Annotated in this window: 14 protein-coding genes; 1 reads left to right on the forward strand and 13 read right to left on the reverse strand. The window is 65.4% G+C overall.

Features of this window, described 5'->3' with window-relative positions; all coding sequences use genetic code 11:
• Positions 1-2: 2 nt before the first annotated feature.
• From atpA to ABIR17_RS08680, 8 genes are all read right to left on the reverse strand, one after another.
• On the reverse strand, positions 3-1,640 hold the full coding sequence (gene atpA / locus ABIR17_RS08645; protein ID WP_348003978.1) for a F0F1 ATP synthase subunit alpha: 1,638 nt from the start codon (positions 1,638-1,640) through the stop codon (positions 3-5).
• Positions 1,641-1,705: 65 nt separating this feature from the next.
• On the reverse strand, positions 1,706-2,494 hold the full coding sequence (locus ABIR17_RS08650; RefSeq protein WP_348003979.1) for a F0F1 ATP synthase subunit delta: 789 nt from the start codon (positions 2,492-2,494) through the stop codon (positions 1,706-1,708).
• On the reverse strand, positions 2,494-3,045 hold the full coding sequence (locus ABIR17_RS08655) for a F0F1 ATP synthase subunit B (RefSeq protein WP_348003980.1): 552 nt from the start codon (positions 3,043-3,045) through the stop codon (positions 2,494-2,496). The genes ABIR17_RS08650 and ABIR17_RS08655 overlap by 1 nt, the downstream gene beginning before the upstream one ends.
• Before the next feature lie 30 nt (positions 3,046-3,075).
• Positions 3,076-3,309: a F0F1 ATP synthase subunit C gene (atpE, locus tag ABIR17_RS08660; RefSeq protein WP_348003981.1), complete on the reverse strand. Its 234-nt coding sequence runs from the start codon at positions 3,307-3,309 to the stop codon at positions 3,076-3,078.
• 46 nt (positions 3,310-3,355) lie between these two features.
• Positions 3,356-4,207 carry a F0F1 ATP synthase subunit A gene (gene atpB / locus ABIR17_RS08665; protein ID WP_348003982.1) on the reverse strand — a complete coding sequence of 284 codons (852 nt, stop codon included), beginning with the start codon at positions 4,205-4,207 and terminating at the stop codon, positions 3,356-3,358.
• A gap of 68 nt (positions 4,208-4,275) precedes the next feature.
• On the reverse strand, positions 4,276-4,737 hold the full coding sequence (locus ABIR17_RS08670) for a hypothetical protein (protein ID WP_348003983.1): 462 nt from the start codon (positions 4,735-4,737) through the stop codon (positions 4,276-4,278).
• Positions 4,734-6,020 (reverse strand): MraY family glycosyltransferase, encoded by a 1,287-nt coding sequence (locus ABIR17_RS08675; protein ID WP_348003984.1) that lies wholly within the window; start codon positions 6,018-6,020, stop codon positions 4,734-4,736. Before ABIR17_RS08675 ends, ABIR17_RS08670 begins: the two co-directional genes overlap by 4 nt.
• Positions 6,011-6,688, reverse strand: a complete 678-nt coding sequence (locus ABIR17_RS08680) for an L-threonylcarbamoyladenylate synthase (RefSeq protein ID WP_348003985.1) — start codon at positions 6,686-6,688, stop codon at positions 6,011-6,013. Before ABIR17_RS08680 ends, ABIR17_RS08675 begins: the two co-directional genes overlap by 10 nt.
• A 70-nt stretch (positions 6,689-6,758) precedes the next feature.
• On the opposite strand from ABIR17_RS08680, the gene ABIR17_RS08685 reads away from it, so the two are divergent.
• Positions 6,759-7,379 carry an HAD-IA family hydrolase gene (locus ABIR17_RS08685; RefSeq protein ID WP_348003986.1) on the forward strand — a complete coding sequence of 207 codons (621 nt, stop codon included), beginning with the start codon at positions 6,759-6,761 and terminating at the stop codon, positions 7,377-7,379.
• A gap of 248 nt (positions 7,380-7,627) precedes the next feature.
• On the opposite strand, the gene prmC is transcribed toward ABIR17_RS08685, so the two are convergent.
• From prmC to thrC, 5 genes are all read right to left on the reverse strand, one after another.
• Positions 7,628-8,485 carry a peptide chain release factor N(5)-glutamine methyltransferase gene (gene prmC, locus ABIR17_RS08690; RefSeq protein ID WP_348003987.1) on the reverse strand — a complete coding sequence of 286 codons (858 nt, stop codon included), beginning with the start codon at positions 8,483-8,485 and terminating at the stop codon, positions 7,628-7,630.
• A 27-nt stretch (positions 8,486-8,512) separates the two neighbouring features.
• A complete protein-coding gene (prfA, locus tag ABIR17_RS08695) occupies positions 8,513-9,595 on the reverse strand; it encodes a peptide chain release factor 1 (RefSeq protein WP_348003988.1) in 1,083 nt (360 codons plus the stop codon).
• Positions 9,596-9,597: 2 nt separating this feature from the next.
• Positions 9,598-11,535 carry a transcription termination factor Rho gene (rho, locus tag ABIR17_RS08700; RefSeq protein ID WP_348003989.1) on the reverse strand — a complete coding sequence of 646 codons (1,938 nt, stop codon included), beginning with the start codon at positions 11,533-11,535 and terminating at the stop codon, positions 9,598-9,600.
• 124 nt (positions 11,536-11,659) lie between these two features.
• The gene (thrB, locus tag ABIR17_RS08705) at positions 11,660-12,607 is read right to left on the reverse strand and encodes a homoserine kinase (protein ID WP_348003990.1); all 948 of its coding nucleotides are present in this window, start codon (positions 12,605-12,607) and stop codon (positions 11,660-11,662) included.
• Positions 12,608-12,620: 13 nt separating this feature from the next.
• Complete coding sequence (gene thrC, locus ABIR17_RS08710; RefSeq protein ID WP_348003991.1) at positions 12,621-13,718, reverse strand: threonine synthase; 1,098 nt, start codon at positions 13,716-13,718, stop codon at positions 12,621-12,623.
• Positions 13,719-13,723: the final 5 nt, after the last annotated feature.

Consider the following 13,723-nt stretch of genomic DNA (forward strand, 5'->3'; position numbering starts at 1 on the left):
GGCTACCGGCGGCTCTTCACGATCTTCTCCTGGTTGATGTCATCCAGGGGGATCTCGTCGAACTGCTCGGTACCGACCGAGTCGAGCATGCGCCCGTCGCCGGTCTGGAACTCCTTCTTGAACTTCGTCACGGCCTTCTCGAGTTCGGCGACGGTCTCGTCGGAGAGCACGTTGGTGTCGCGCAGGGTGTCGAGGATCTTGGTGTTGCGCTTGAGGGTGTCGAGCAACTCGCGCTCGAACCGAAGCACATCAGGCACCGGCACCTCGTCGAGGTGACCGTTGGTACCTGCCCAGATCGAGACAACCTGCTCTTCAACCGGGAACGGCGAGTACTGCGGCTGACGAAGCAGCTCGGTGAGGCGGGCGCCGCGGGCCAGCTGACGACGGGATGCCGCATCCAGGTCAGACGCGAACAGCGCAAACGCCTCGAGCGAGCGGTACTGCGCGAGTTCGAGCTTCAGCGTTCCCGAAACCTTCTTGATGCTCTTCACCTGGGCGTCGCCGCCGACGCGCGACACCGAGATGCCGACGTCGACGGCGGGACGCTGGTTCGAGTTGAACAGGTCGGACTGCAGGAAGATCTGGCCGTCGGTGATCGAGATCACGTTGGTCGGGATGTAGGCCGAGACGTCGTTCGCCTTGGTCTCGATGATCGGCAGTCCGGTCATCGAACCCGCACCGAGCTCGTCGGAGAGCTTCGCGCAACGCTCGAGCAGACGGGAGTGCAAGTAGAAGACGTCGCCCGGGTAGGCCTCACGTCCCGGCGGACGGCGCAGCAGCAGTGACACGGCGCGGTAGGCCTCGGCCTGCTTGGTCAGGTCGTCGAAAATGATCAGGACGTGCTTGCCGCTGTACATCCAGTGCTGGCCGATGGCCGAGCCGGTGTACGGGGCGAGGTACTTGAAGCCGGCGGCGTCGGAGGCGGGAGCCGCAACGATCGTCGTGTACTCCATCGCTCCGGCATCTTCGAGGGCGCCCTTCACAGCCGCGATCGTCGAACCCTTCTGGCCGATCGCGACGTAGATGCAGCGCACCTGCTTGGTGGTGTCGCCCGACTCCCAGTTCGCCTTCTGGTTGATGATCGTGTCGATCGCGATGGCGGTCTTGCCGGTCTGGCGGTCGCCGATGATTAGCTGACGCTGACCGCGGCCGATCGGGATCATCGCGTCGATCGCCTTGATGCCGGTTTGCATCGGCTCGTGAACGCTCTTGCGCGACATGACGCCCGGCGCCTGGAGTTCGAGGGCACGGCGGGTCTCGGACTTGATCTCGCCGAGGCCGTCGATGGGCGCACCGAGCGGGTCGACAACTCGACCGAGGTAGGCGTCACCCACGGGAACCGAAAGCACCTCACCGGTGCGGGTGACCTCCATACCGGCCTCGATGCCGGCGAAGTCGCCGAGCACAATGACGCCGATCTCGCTCTCGTCGAGGTTGAGCGCGAGGCCCAGGGTGCCGTCGGCAAAGCGAAGCAGTTCGTTCGCCATTGCGCCGGGGAGACCCTCGACGTGAGCGATGCCGTCCGCCGCGTCGACAACGGTGCCGACCTCGGTCTTGCTCGCACCCGACGGCTTGTAGCCGGCGACAAAGTCCTTGAGCGCGCTGCGGATCTCGTCCGGAGAGATGGTGATGTCTGCCATGGGGAAGTCCCTTTTTACCGTTTCGGCTTGTGAGGTGGTCGTTGGTGGTATCTGCGGAGGCCGGGTCAGCCGGCGAGCTGGAGTCGGAGGTCGGCGAGGCGTGCGGCGATCGTGCCGTCGATGACGTCTTCGCCGATTTGCACGCGAAGTCCGCCGATCACGGCGGGGTCGATCCGAAGCGCGATCCGCGGTTCGCGTCCGTACTGCTTCTTGAGGGTCGCCGTCAGGGTCGCGAGGTGTGCCGCGCTGAGCGGCGCCGCGGCGGTGACAGTTGCGACGATGCCGCCCGAGGAATCTGCAACCGTCTCAGCTGCCGACTGGATGAGTTCGCCGATGCGACGCCCGCGCGGGCTCTGCACCAGGTGCCGAACGATCGAGACGGTGCCGGCATGCGCCTTCTTCGCGAACAGCCGGTCGACGAGGGCCGCCTTCTGCTCCGGTGCGCTCAGCGTGCTGCCGATTGCCAGTTCGAGTTCGTTGTCGCTCGACACGGCTCGGGCGAATGCGAACAATTCGGATTCGATCGCCGCACCGCCGGCCGATTCGGCGATCGCGCGGATGCCGATCTGTTCGATCCCGTCGATTAGCTCGTCGGAATCCGACCACCGTGCCGTCGTGAGGCCACTGAGCAGGCGAGTCGCCGCGGCATCGAGCGAACCGAAGATGCGTCCGACGAGAGCGGTCTTGTCTTTCGCGTCGATCGAAGGATCGACGAGCACTGCACGCAGTTGCAGTGAACCCGCGATGTCACGACCTGCCGACAACAGCTGCTCACCGGTGGCGCGAGTAACGCCCTTCTCGGCGGAGAGAGCGGTGACGGCCGCGGCGAGAGCGACACGGGATGCGGAACCCATCAGGCCTTGGCCTTCTCAGACGAGGCGAGGTCGGCAAGGAAGCGGTCGACAATGCCCGACGCCTTCTTGTCATCGGCGAGCGACTCACCGATGACACCGGAGGCGAGATCGAGGGCAAGAGTGCCGACCTCGGAACGCAACGACACCATCGCGGCGGATCGCTCGGCCTCAATCTGCGACTGAGCGTTCGCGACGATGCGGGCGGCATCCGCCTGAGCCTGCTCGAGCAGCTCCGCACGGATGGCCTTCGCGTCTTCGCGAGCCTCCTCACGGATCTGTCCAGCCTCGGCGCGGGCGCCGGCGAGCTGCTCGGTGTACTTCGCGAGCGCCGCCTTAGCCTCAGCCTGCGCCTCGTCGGCGCGCTTAATGCCGCCTTCGATCGCCTCGCCACGGGCGTCGAGCGCCTTGGTGAGCCGCGGCACGATCAGGAAGATCATCGGGATCAAGACCACGAGGAACGCAATCGTGCCCCACACCAGATCCGGCAGCGACGGCAGCAGGATGCTGGGCGACGGATCAGCGTCGGTACTCAGGATGAATGCGGTGAGCATTCAGACTCCTAACGAATTGAGAACGACGGGTTACGGCGTGACCGGAACGGGGAACGGGATGAACGCGACACCGATCGCGATGAAGCAGAGGGCCTCGGTGAGGGCGATACCGATCCACATCAGGGTCTGCAGGCGGCCTTGAAGTTCAGGCTGACGAGCGACCGATTCGATGGTCTTGCCGACGATGATGCCCACGCCGATACCGGAGCCGATGACGGCCAGGCCGAAGGCGAGTGGGGCGAGTTGTCCGACGATGATGCTCAACGGAGTGTTCCTTTCCGGGGTTGGTTGAATGCGAACGGCGGCGAGCTCAGTGCTCGTCGGCCAGCGCCATCTGGATGTAGATGGCGGTCAGGATGGTGAAGACGTAGGCCTGAAGGGCCGCGACGAAGATCTCGAGCACCGTGAAGGCCACGCCGAAGGCAAAGGTGCCGACGCCGATCAGCCCGAGAAAGTTGCCCTGGGCGAGCACGGTGAAGAAGAAGAAGTTTGTCGCGAGAAAACACAGCGCCAGCAGCATGTGCCCGGCGACCACGTTCATCGTCAGTCGGAGGGTCAGCGTGACCGGCCGGATGATGAAGGTCGAGAGCGCCTCCAGGATCGCGATGATCGGCATGATCAGCAGCGGAACGCCCGGAAGCACGGTCGCATTCTTGAAGAACTTGAGGCCGTGCCGACGGATTCCCGCGTAGATGAAGGTCACGTATGCGATGACCGCCAACAGAAGCGCCTGGCCGATCAGACCGGTGCTCGGAATCTGAAGACCCGGGATGGTGCCGGTGAGGTTCAGCCCGAGAGTCAGGAAGAAGATCGTCATCAGCAACGGGAGGAATCGCTTGCCGTCGCGTTCGCCCAGGGTCTCGAACACGATGCCCTGACGGACGAATCCCAGGATGAACTCAGCGGCGACCTGACCGCGACCTGGGACGACCTTCAGCGCTCGCGTCGCCAACCAGAGCAAGACGACGACGGCGAGGAACGCGATGACGCGGATGAGGAGAACGCGGTTCAGTTCGAACGGCGTTCCTGCAAACAGAATCGGCTCGGGAAAGAACTCATCGACCGAGGGTCCGCAGAACTCACCGGGGGGGCATTCCGACAACATGAAGGTCGGAAGGAAGATCGAGGCTAGCAGGGCTTTCTCCAGAATCGGGCGCGGCACCGCGGGCGATCATAAGGGGGGAAGGTCACTCCACCCTATCAAGGAATCCCCGTGCGGGCTCCCGACCGTCAGGGCCCGTCCGGCAGGTCAGGCCCGCCGGGTTCTCCAGGCAGAAGCACGTCGCTGACGTACGGCACGCGAGTGCGCACCAACGCGACGATGTCAGCGACGAGCGAACCGATCACCGTCGCCATGACCGCGGCGAGAAACACGTAGGGGTTCACCGTGGAGACGCCGCGAAGCAGAACTGCCGCAATGATGAACACCACGAGCTTGACGCCCCAGGCACCCAGCACGATCGCGAAGAAGATCGGATCTCCGGGTCGGCCTTTGGTCACTCGACCGGCGACCAGCATGCTGATGGTGGTCAAACCGAGAAAGATCGCTGACAGTGCAGCCCCGAACAAGCCACCGAGCAGACCCGCGACGTTCGCGACCAGCCAGCCGATCACTCCTGACGCGATCGCGACGACGACGGCGATGATCACTCCGTAGCGCAATGCGCGAATCAGAATCGAAGCGGTAGTCACGCCGTGCCTTTCGAATCATTCAGCAGCCGCAGCGCGGCATCCGTCTGGGCGTCGCTCGGTTCCGCCGCCGAGTCGATCGTTTCCGAGGCGGCGTCAAGCGCGTCGAACGGTGCGAGCGCCTTGTCGGCCGCCGTCGCCGGATCGGAAAGTTGGACAGCGGCTTCGACGGCTTTGCGTCGGCTGAGCGGCGAGAGCGTCACGATGGTGCAGATCAGGAAGCCCGTCACCATCACGAGTGCGCCCACCCACAGCGGGGCGGGGATCAACAGCAGCATCCCGCCTGCCGCAACGGTCGTCCAGGCGTAGAAAATCCACACCGCGTGCCGGTGGCTGTGTCCCATATCGAGCAGGCGGTGGTGGAGGTGCTTGCGGTCGGCGCTGAACGGCGACTTGCCCGCACGAAGGCGACGCAAGACGGCGAGCGTGAAGTCGACGATCGGCACGATCAGAACCGCGAGCGGCAGGATGACTGGGATGAAGGTGGGCAACGCATGCGTTGCACTGGTCGTCTCAGGATCGATCTGGCCGGCGAGCGCGACGGTCGAGGTCGCCATCAGGAGTCCGACCAGAAGCGCGCCGGCATCCCCCATGAACAGGCGTGCCGGTCGGGCGTCGCTGATACGCCAATTGAACGGCAGGAACCCCAGACACGCCCCGATCAGCGCGGCGGCGATGAACTGCGCGAGGTTGAAGTAGTCGCTCTGCTCGGTCGGCCCGTACGAGATCGCATAGCCGTAGATGAAGAACGCGCTGCTGGCGATGATGGCAACACCCGCGACCAGTCCGTCGAGCCCGTCGATGAAGTTGACGGCGTTCATCACGAGAACAACGACGAAGATCGTCAGAATGAGCGACTGATAGGGCGCGAGCAGGGCGATCGTGCCGAACACCGGCACCGAGGCGATCTGCACGCCCTGCCAGGCGAGCAGCCCGGCCGCGATGATCTGACCCGCCAGTTTCGTGAACCAGTCGAGATCCCAGATGTCGTCAACGACCCCGATGATCACGATCAACAGGGCGGCCCCGAGCACGGCGTACACCTGCTGCGGCGCGGCGAAGATCAAGGCCAGCGGGGGCAGCTGCGATCCGACGGCGAAGGCAACAGCGATCGCGACGAACATCGCGAGCCCGCCGAGCCTCGGCGTCGGACGGGTGTGTACGTCGCGCTCGCGGATCTTCGGGTACAGCCGGTACTTGTGGCTCAACTTCCAGATCGCGAACGACCCGCCCGCCGACACCACGCCCGCAACCCCGGCGACGAGCAGGTAGAAAATTATGCGCATCGATCGGCTCCGACGACATCGATGATCGCCGAGTCCGGCACCACGCCGTGCCGCAGGATACGCAACTTGCCGTCAGGATGCTCGAGTCCCGTTGCGTCGACGATCGTCGAGCCGGTGCCGACTCCCGCATCCGGATACTCGGTGCCGGCAAGCCCCGCCTCGAGATACACCGCGACGGCGTCGCCGAGTGCGACCTCCGCCTCGGCAGCGGTCATCGCAGCGGGTTCTCCGGTTCGGTTGGCACTGGAGACCGCGAGCGGACCGGTCTCGCTCAACAGCTCAAGCGCGATGGTGTGGCTCGGCATCCGCATCGCGACGGTGCCGCGGGTGTCACCGAGGTCCCAATTGAGGGTGGCGCGAGCACGCAACACGATGGTGAGTCCGCCCGGCCAGAAGCGCTTCGTCAACTCGTGCACCTCGTCGGGCACCACCTCGGCGAGTGCGGCAAGGGTCGGGATGCCGGGAACGAGCACCGGCGGCGGTGCCGTACGGTCGCGGCCCTTCGCATCGAGAAGTCGCTGCACTGCCGCGGGCGCAAAGGCATCGGCGGCCAGCCCATAGACCGTGTCGGTCGGGATGACGACGAGTTCCCCACGCCCGATCGCGCCGCGGGCGAGTCGCATCCCGATGAGGAGTTGTTCCGGGACGCTCGTGTCGTACAGAGCCATGACCTCTCAACCCTAGGCGGTGCGCGTCGCGAGTCGAGAGCGACCGGCGGTGCACCAAACTGGAACGACCATGAGTCTGCTCTTCGTCTTCGATATGGACGACGTCCTGTACGACTACGACTGGCGAACCCGGATGCGCGGACTCACCGAACTGACCGGACTCGACTTACCCGAACTCCGGCGCCGGTGGTGGCATGACGAGGGTGAGTGGGCTGCTGAGGCCGGGCGTTACCCCGACGGGGCGACCTACCTCTCGGCGTGGATCGATGCGGTCGGAACCCCGCTCAGTCCCGAGGTATGGCTCGCGAACCGACGGTCGGCAATGACGGTGCGCCCGGATGCCCTCGCTGCCGTCTCGCGCGCCGCCGACCTCGGTCGGGTCACTCTGCTTACGAACAACGGGCCACTCGTTGGCGAGAATCTCAGCGTTGTCGCCCCCGACCTGGTGCCGATCTTCGGCGCTGAGCATCTATTCGCCTCGAGCCACTACGGGGCGCGTAAACCCGATCCCCGGGTCTTCGAAGCCGTTCTCGCCGCGTATGACGAGCCCGCAGAGCACGTGTTCTTCGCCGACGACCTCGAGGTCAATGTCGAGGGCGCCAGGTCGGTCGGAATTTCCGCCCACCTCTACCGCGACGCGCCCGCGCTGCTCGCCGCGATCGAGCAATTTGCAGCGCGCGCCCCGCTATAGCGGAGGCGCTTTCGCACCTCCGTCGGGGCGCCAGCGCCGACGCCCGTCACGGTCGGAGGGTCACGCAGGTACCAGCGGTGAGTTCCTTCCGTTTTCAGGAATCCCTGGTACTGGTGATCGCTCGGAGTCCCAACGAGCCGTTCATCCGCAACTCCCGCAACTCGAGTCACAAGAATTCCTGAAAACGGAAGGTGACGGCAGGTCAGCGCAAGGCGAGTTAGCGGAGGGCGAGTTAGCGCAGGGGCGAGTTAGCGCAGGGCGGTCGTCGCCCGGTCGCGACCGAGAAGGTCGCGCGTCGTCGCGGCAGCGTGCCAGCCGTCGGCGGTGAGGAGAGCGCGGATGTCGGCGCCCTGCAGTTCGCCGTGCTCAAGCACGAGGGTGCCGCCCGGGCGCAGCAGCCGAGCCGCCGTCACGGACACCGCGCGCACGACGTCGAGTCCATCGGGCCCGCCGTACAGGGCGACCTCGGGGTCGTGCAGGCGCACCTCGGGGTCACGCGGGATAGCGCCCAGCGGGATGTAGGGCGGGTTCGAGATGACGACATCCACCGTGCCGTCGAGGTTGGTCAGGGCGTCCGCGAGGTCGGCGAACACCAGCTGGATGTTGTCGGCCCCGAGTCTGCGCACATTCTCGCGGGCCCAGATAAAGGCCTGCGGCGAGACCTCGACGGCGAAGACTTCGGCGTGCGGTACTTCGGTTGCCATCGCGAGCGCGATCGCGCCGCTGCCGGTACCGAGATCGACGCCACGGGGAGTCGGCACCGGCACCGCCAGGAGAGCGTCGATCGCGAGTTGTGCCACGTACTCGGTCTCCGGCCGCGGCACGAAGACGCCCGGTCCGACGGCGAGTTCGAGGGAACGAAATGCCGCAACACCGGTGAGGTGTTGTAACGGCTCGCGGGCTGCACGCCGCTCGACCAGGTCGCTCACCGTTGCCTGCTGATGCGCATCCAGCCGGGCCCCGGCGATCGCCGCCGCCTGCACCTGGCCGCGGCTGAACCCGAGCACGTGCCCGATGAGCAGCTCCGCGTCGGCGGTTGGCGACGGGACGCGCGCGACGGTGAGCGCGGCAATAGCTTCGTCAAGAACGCTGCGAATCGTACTCATGCCAGTGATCGGTCGGTCGGCGGTGAACTACTCGGCCGCCGAAGAAAGGTCAGCGAGACGAGCCTCTTCGTCGGCATGGATGCAGGAGTCGATGAGGGGCTGAAGTGCGCCGTTCATCAGTTGGTCGAGGTTGTACGACTTGTAGCCGGTGCGGTGGTCGGCGATGCGATTCTCGGGAAAGTTGTAGGTGCGGATGCGCTCGGAGCGATCCATCGTGCGGATCTGCGTCTTGCGCTGGTCGGAGGCTGCCGCGGCAATCTCCTCCTGCTGCCGCGCCAGCAGTCGGGCGCGCAGGACGCGCATCCCGGCCTCGCGGTTTTGGATCTGGGACTTCTCGTTCTGCATCGACACCACGAGTCCGGTCGGGAGGTGAGTGATGCGCACTGCCGAGTCGGTCGTGTTGACACTCTGTCCGCCGGGACCCGACGAGCGGAACACGTCGATGCGCAGGTCGTTCGGGTTGATGTCGATCTCTTCGGGGGCGTCAACCTCGGGGAAAACGAGAACGCCGGTAGTCGAGGTGTGGATGCGACCCTGCGACTCGGTCGCCGGAACGCGCTGAACGCGGTGCACACCACCCTCGTACTTCAGGGATGCCCACACGCCCTGCGACGGATCGGTCGCGTTGGACTTGATGGCGACCTGCACGTCTTTGTAGCCGCCGAGGTCGGACTCGGTGCGTTCGAGCAGTTCGGTCTTCCAGCCACGGGATTCGGCGTAGTGCAGGTACATCCGCAGGAGGTCGGCGGCGAACAGTGCCGACTCTTCGCCGCCCTCGCCGCCCTTGATCTCCATGATCACGTCGCGCCCGTCGTCGGGGTCGCGCGGGATGAGCAGTCGGCGCAACCGCTCGGTGCGGTCAATCAGGTTCGCTTCGAGTACGGGAACTTCGGCGGCGAACGCCTCATCTTCTTTCGCGAACTCGCGCGCAGCCGCGAGGTCACCCTCCGCTTGCGACCACAGAGTGTGCGCGGTCATGATCTGGCTCAACTCGGCATACCGCCGGTTGACCTTCTTCGCCCGCGCCGCATCCGCATGGATGGCGGGGTCGGAGAGCTGCTGCTGGAGTTGCTCGTACTCGGTCAGCAGCGTTGCGACCGATTCGAACACGACTAGTCCTTGTGCCCGTTGCCGTTCGGCAGCGACTTCTGGATCTGCACGAGGAACTCGACATTCGACTTCGTGTCCTTGAGCTTGCTGAGCACGACCTCGAGCTGCTGCTGCTGGTCAAGCCCGGCAAGCATCCGGCGCAGCCGAGAAGTGATCTGCACCTCGTCGGGCGTGAGCAGCTCGTCTTCACGACGGGTGCTGGATGCCACGATGTCGACAGCCGGGAAGATGCGCTTGTCGGCAAGTGAACGCGAGAGCCGAAGCTCCGAGTTGCCGGTGCCCTTGAACTCTTCGAAGATCACTTCGTCCATCTTGGAGCCGGTCTCGACGAGTGCGGTCGCGAGGATGGTCAGCGAGCCGCCACCCTCGAGGTTGCGCGCGGCACCGAAGAAGCGCTTCGGCGGGTACAGGGCACTCGCGTCAACACCACCGGAGAGAATGCGCCCCGAGGCCGGCGAGGCCAGGTTGTAGGCGCGGCCCAGGCGGGTGATCGAGTCGAGCAGCACGACGACGTCGTTGCCGAGTTCGACGAGGCGCTTGGCGCGCTCGATCGCCAACTCGGCGACAGTGGTGTGGTCTTCGGCGGGACGGTCGAAGGTCGAGGCGATGACCTCACCCTTCACCGCGCGCTGCATGTCGGTGACCTCTTCGGGGCGCTCATCGACGAGCACCACCATGATGTGAACCTCGGGGTTGTTGACCGAGATCGCCTTCGCGATCGCCTGCAGAATGATCGTCTTGCCGGCTTTCGGCGGAGCGACGATCAGGCCGCGCTGACCTTTACCAATGGGGGCGATCAGGTCGATGATGCGCGTCGAGAGCTTCTCAGGCGTCGTCTCAAGACGAAGGCGCTCATTCGGGTAGATCGGCGTCAGTTTGCCGAACTCGATGCGGTTCGCCGCCTCTTCAACGGTCTGACCGTTGATCGAGTCGATCTTCACGATCGCGTTGTACTTCTGGCGAGCCTGCTGTTCGTTGTCGCGCGGCTGACGGATTGAGCCGACAACGGCATCCCCCTTGCGGAGGTTGTACTTCTTGACTTGGCCGAGCGAGACGTAGACGTCGTTCGGACCGGGCAGGTAGCCACTGGTGCGCACGAACGCGTAGTTGTCGAGAACGTCGAGGATGCCGGCCACCGGAATCAGGACGTCGTCGTCACTGATCTCGGGCTCGAGCTCGTCGTTGGGGGTTCCGATGCGGCCGCCGCCGCGCTTGCGATCGCGGTACCGGCTGCGGCCATTGCGCTCGCCGTCGGGACCGAGTTCGCCATCCGGGCCGTTCTGACCGTTCTGGTTTTGGTTGTCCTGCGTGCGCTGGTTGTTCTGGTTGTTCTGGTTCTGATTGTTTTGCGTGCGCTGGTTGTTCTGGCCACGCTGGTTCTGGTTCGGCTGGCCGTTCTGGCCGTTCTGAGCGTTCTGGCCGTTCTGAGCGTTCTGGCCGTTCTGGCCGTTCTGGCCCTGGCCGCCATTTGCTGTCTGGCGGTTGCGACTGCGACCACGACCGCGTCCGGTGCCCTCTTCGCCTTCGGACTCACTGCCCGACGTGACCTGCGGCAACAGACTGTCGAGTTCAGCCGCGATCTCTTCGCGCGAACGCTGCGCACCGCTATCGGCCGGAGCCTCCACGGGAATTTCCACAGCGAGTGCGGCGACCTCCTCGGTCGACGCTGTCGCCCGGCGCGAACGCCGTGCCGGCGCCGCTGTGGCTGGGACCTCAGTGGCTGGCACCTCAGTGGCTGGAGCGTCAGCCTGGGGCGCGTCGGACTGGGGCGCGTCGGACAGAGATTCCACGAGTTCTCCTTTTCGAAGTTTGCTGAAGCCGGCGATTCCGCGTGCTTCGGCGAGCGCCTGCAGCTCAGAGAGCTTGAGGCGACTCAGCGCAGCATGCGCGTCGGGGGATGTAGTGGATGTGGATGTCGCGGAAGTGTCGACGTCGGTCAAGGCGGAGTGTCCTTTCGACCCGGGTGCTAGAACGCCCCGGGGTGGTCCTACAGGTTCTTCGTCGCACACAATCGTGCGAGCAAACTTGGGACCGAGGGTGGGATGTGCGCTACTTTCGGCGGGCTTATGCCACGGCCGAGGTTTCGCGCGTGACCACTGTAGCACCCTTAAAATCGACGGCGAGCAGCAGACAATCCCACGGCGTGGTGGAGTTGCGGGTGACCAGGTCGGTGGCCACGAGCCGCTGCGCGGGGTCGCTACCCAGGACGAGGATCGACGGTCCCGCACCCGAAACCACGGCGGCCAGACCGTTCGATCGCAGCATTCGGATCAGCGCATCCGTCTCGGGCATGGCGCTTGCGCGGTAGCTCTGGTGCAGCTTGTCTTCGGTCGCGGCCAGCAGCAATTCGGGACTCTGGATGAGCGCGGCGATCAGAAGAGCCGACCGAGAGACGTTGAAGATCGCGTCCTCGTGCGGCACCGACTGGGGCTGCAGACTTCGGGCCAGCGCGGTCGACATCACCGACTCACGAGGCACGGCAACGAACGGCGAGACACCGCGGTGCACGATGAGTTTCTTGTGCCGGGGACCCTCCGGAGTGGTCCAGGCGATCGTCAGCCCGCCGAAAAGTGCGGGCGCGACATTGTCAGGGTGGCCCTCAAGTTCGGTCGCGAGTGCGAGCAGGCTGTTGGCGTCGATGTCGACGATGCCCTCAAGCAGCCCCTTCGCGGCCATGATGCCGGAGACGATCGCGGCTCCCGAAGATCCGAGACCGCGGCCGTGCGGGATGCCGTTGTGCGCAACGACATCCAGGCCCGGCATCTCTTGGCCAAAGTGAGCGAAAGTGTGCGCGGCGGCGCGGATCACGAGGCTGGACTCGTCGGTGGGAACTTCGCCGACACCGATGCCTTCGACCTGGATCGTGGCACCCGGCTTCGAGCGCGCGGTGAACTCAAGCTCGTCGTACAACGACAGAGCGAGGCCGAGGGTGTCGAACCCCGGGCCGAGGTTGGCGGTCGTCGCGGGCACCTTGACAGAAACCGAGCGCCCGACCAGGGCGGCTGCACTCATGAGGCCAGATCCATCATGAGCTGGGCGTCAACCCCAACACGCGGGCGATCTCGACGGGGTCGACCGACACCTTGGTCGGCACGACATCGCTGCCGTCTGCGTTGCGAAGGGCCCAGTGCGGATCTTTGAGCCCGTGGCCGGTGACGGTGAGCACGACGGTCGCACCCTTCGGAATCTCTCCCGCGGCCGCACGCTCGAGCAGACCGGCGACGCTGATCGCCGAGGCGGGTTCGACGAAGATGCCGACCTCACGCGACAGGATGCGGTGAGCCTCGAGAATCTTGTCGTCGTCGATCGCGCCGAAGTAGCCGTTGCTGAGTTCGCGGGCCGCGATCGCGAGCTCCCACGATGCCGGGTTGCCGATGCGGATGGCGCTGGCGATCGTGTCGGGGTCTTTCACGACGTGCCCGAGCACAATGGGCGCCGAACCCGACGCTTGGAAACCGAACATCCGCGGCAGCTTCGTGGAGTTGCCGGCCGCCAGATCTTCCGAGTAGCCGCGCGTGTAGGCGGTGTAGTTTCCGGCGTTGCCGACCGGGATGAACTGAAAGTCGGGGGCGTCGCCGAGAACTTCGACGACCTCGAAGGCGGCGGTCTTCTGGCCTTCGATGCGGTCGTTGTTGACCGAGTTGACCAGGTGCACCGGGTAATGCGCTGCGAGTTCACGGGCGATGTCGAGGCAATCATCGAAGTTGCCGTTGACCTGCAACAGCTGCGCGCCGTGCGCGATCGCCTGCGCCAGTTTGCCCATCGCGATCTTGCCGTCCGGCACCAACACGGCGGCGGTGAGTCCCGCGTAGGTCGCGTAGGCGGCCGCGGATGCCGACGTGTTGCCGGTCGACGCGCAAATGACGGCCTGCGCGCCGTGCTCCTTCGCCTTGGTGACGGCCATTGTCATCCCGCGGTCTTTAAAGGATCCCGTCGGGTTCATGCCCTCGAACTTGACGTAGACGTCGGCGCCGGTGCGGTGCGAGAGGGCCGGTGCCGGAATCAGCGGAGTGCCACCCTCGCCGAGAGTCACAATCGGCGTCGCGTCGGTCACATCGAGGCGGTGGGCGTACTCGCGGAGCACCCCACGCCACTGCCGACTGGTGGGCTTGGCCTCGGGCATGGTCA

This window comes from Pseudolysinimonas sp. (genome assembly GCF_039912695.1).
Taxonomy (GTDB): domain Bacteria; phylum Actinomycetota; class Actinomycetes; order Actinomycetales; family Microbacteriaceae; genus Pseudolysinimonas_A.

Excerpts from the sequence above, each read along its gene's own strand:
- atpA (WP_348003978.1), bottom strand. The coding sequence starts at position 1,640 with ATGGCAGACATCACCATCTCTCCGGACGAGATCCGCAGCGCGCTCAAG.
- ABIR17_RS08650 (WP_348003979.1), bottom strand. The coding sequence starts at position 2,494 with ATGGGTTCCGCATCCCGTGTCGCTCTCGCCGCGGCCGTCACCGCTCTC.
- ABIR17_RS08655 (WP_348003980.1), bottom strand. The coding sequence starts at position 3,045 with ATGCTCACCGCATTCATCCTGAGTACCGACGCTGATCCGTCGCCCAGC.
- ABIR17_RS08675 (WP_348003984.1), bottom strand. The coding sequence starts at position 6,020 with ATGCGCATAATTTTCTACCTGCTCGTCGCCGGGGTTGCGGGCGTGGTG.
- ABIR17_RS08680 (WP_348003985.1), bottom strand. The coding sequence starts at position 6,688 with ATGGCTCTGTACGACACGAGCGTCCCGGAACAACTCCTCATCGGGATG.
- ABIR17_RS08685 (WP_348003986.1), top strand. The coding sequence starts at position 6,759 with ATGAGTCTGCTCTTCGTCTTCGATATGGACGACGTCCTGTACGACTAC.
- prmC (WP_348003987.1), bottom strand. The coding sequence starts at position 8,485 with ATGAGTACGATTCGCAGCGTTCTTGACGAAGCTATTGCCGCGCTCACC.
- thrB (WP_348003990.1), bottom strand. The coding sequence starts at position 12,607 with ATGAGTGCAGCCGCCCTGGTCGGGCGCTCGGTTTCTGTCAAGGTGCCC.
- thrC (WP_348003991.1), bottom strand. The coding sequence starts at position 13,718 with ATGCCCGAGGCCAAGCCCACCAGTCGGCAGTGGCGTGGGGTGCTCCGC.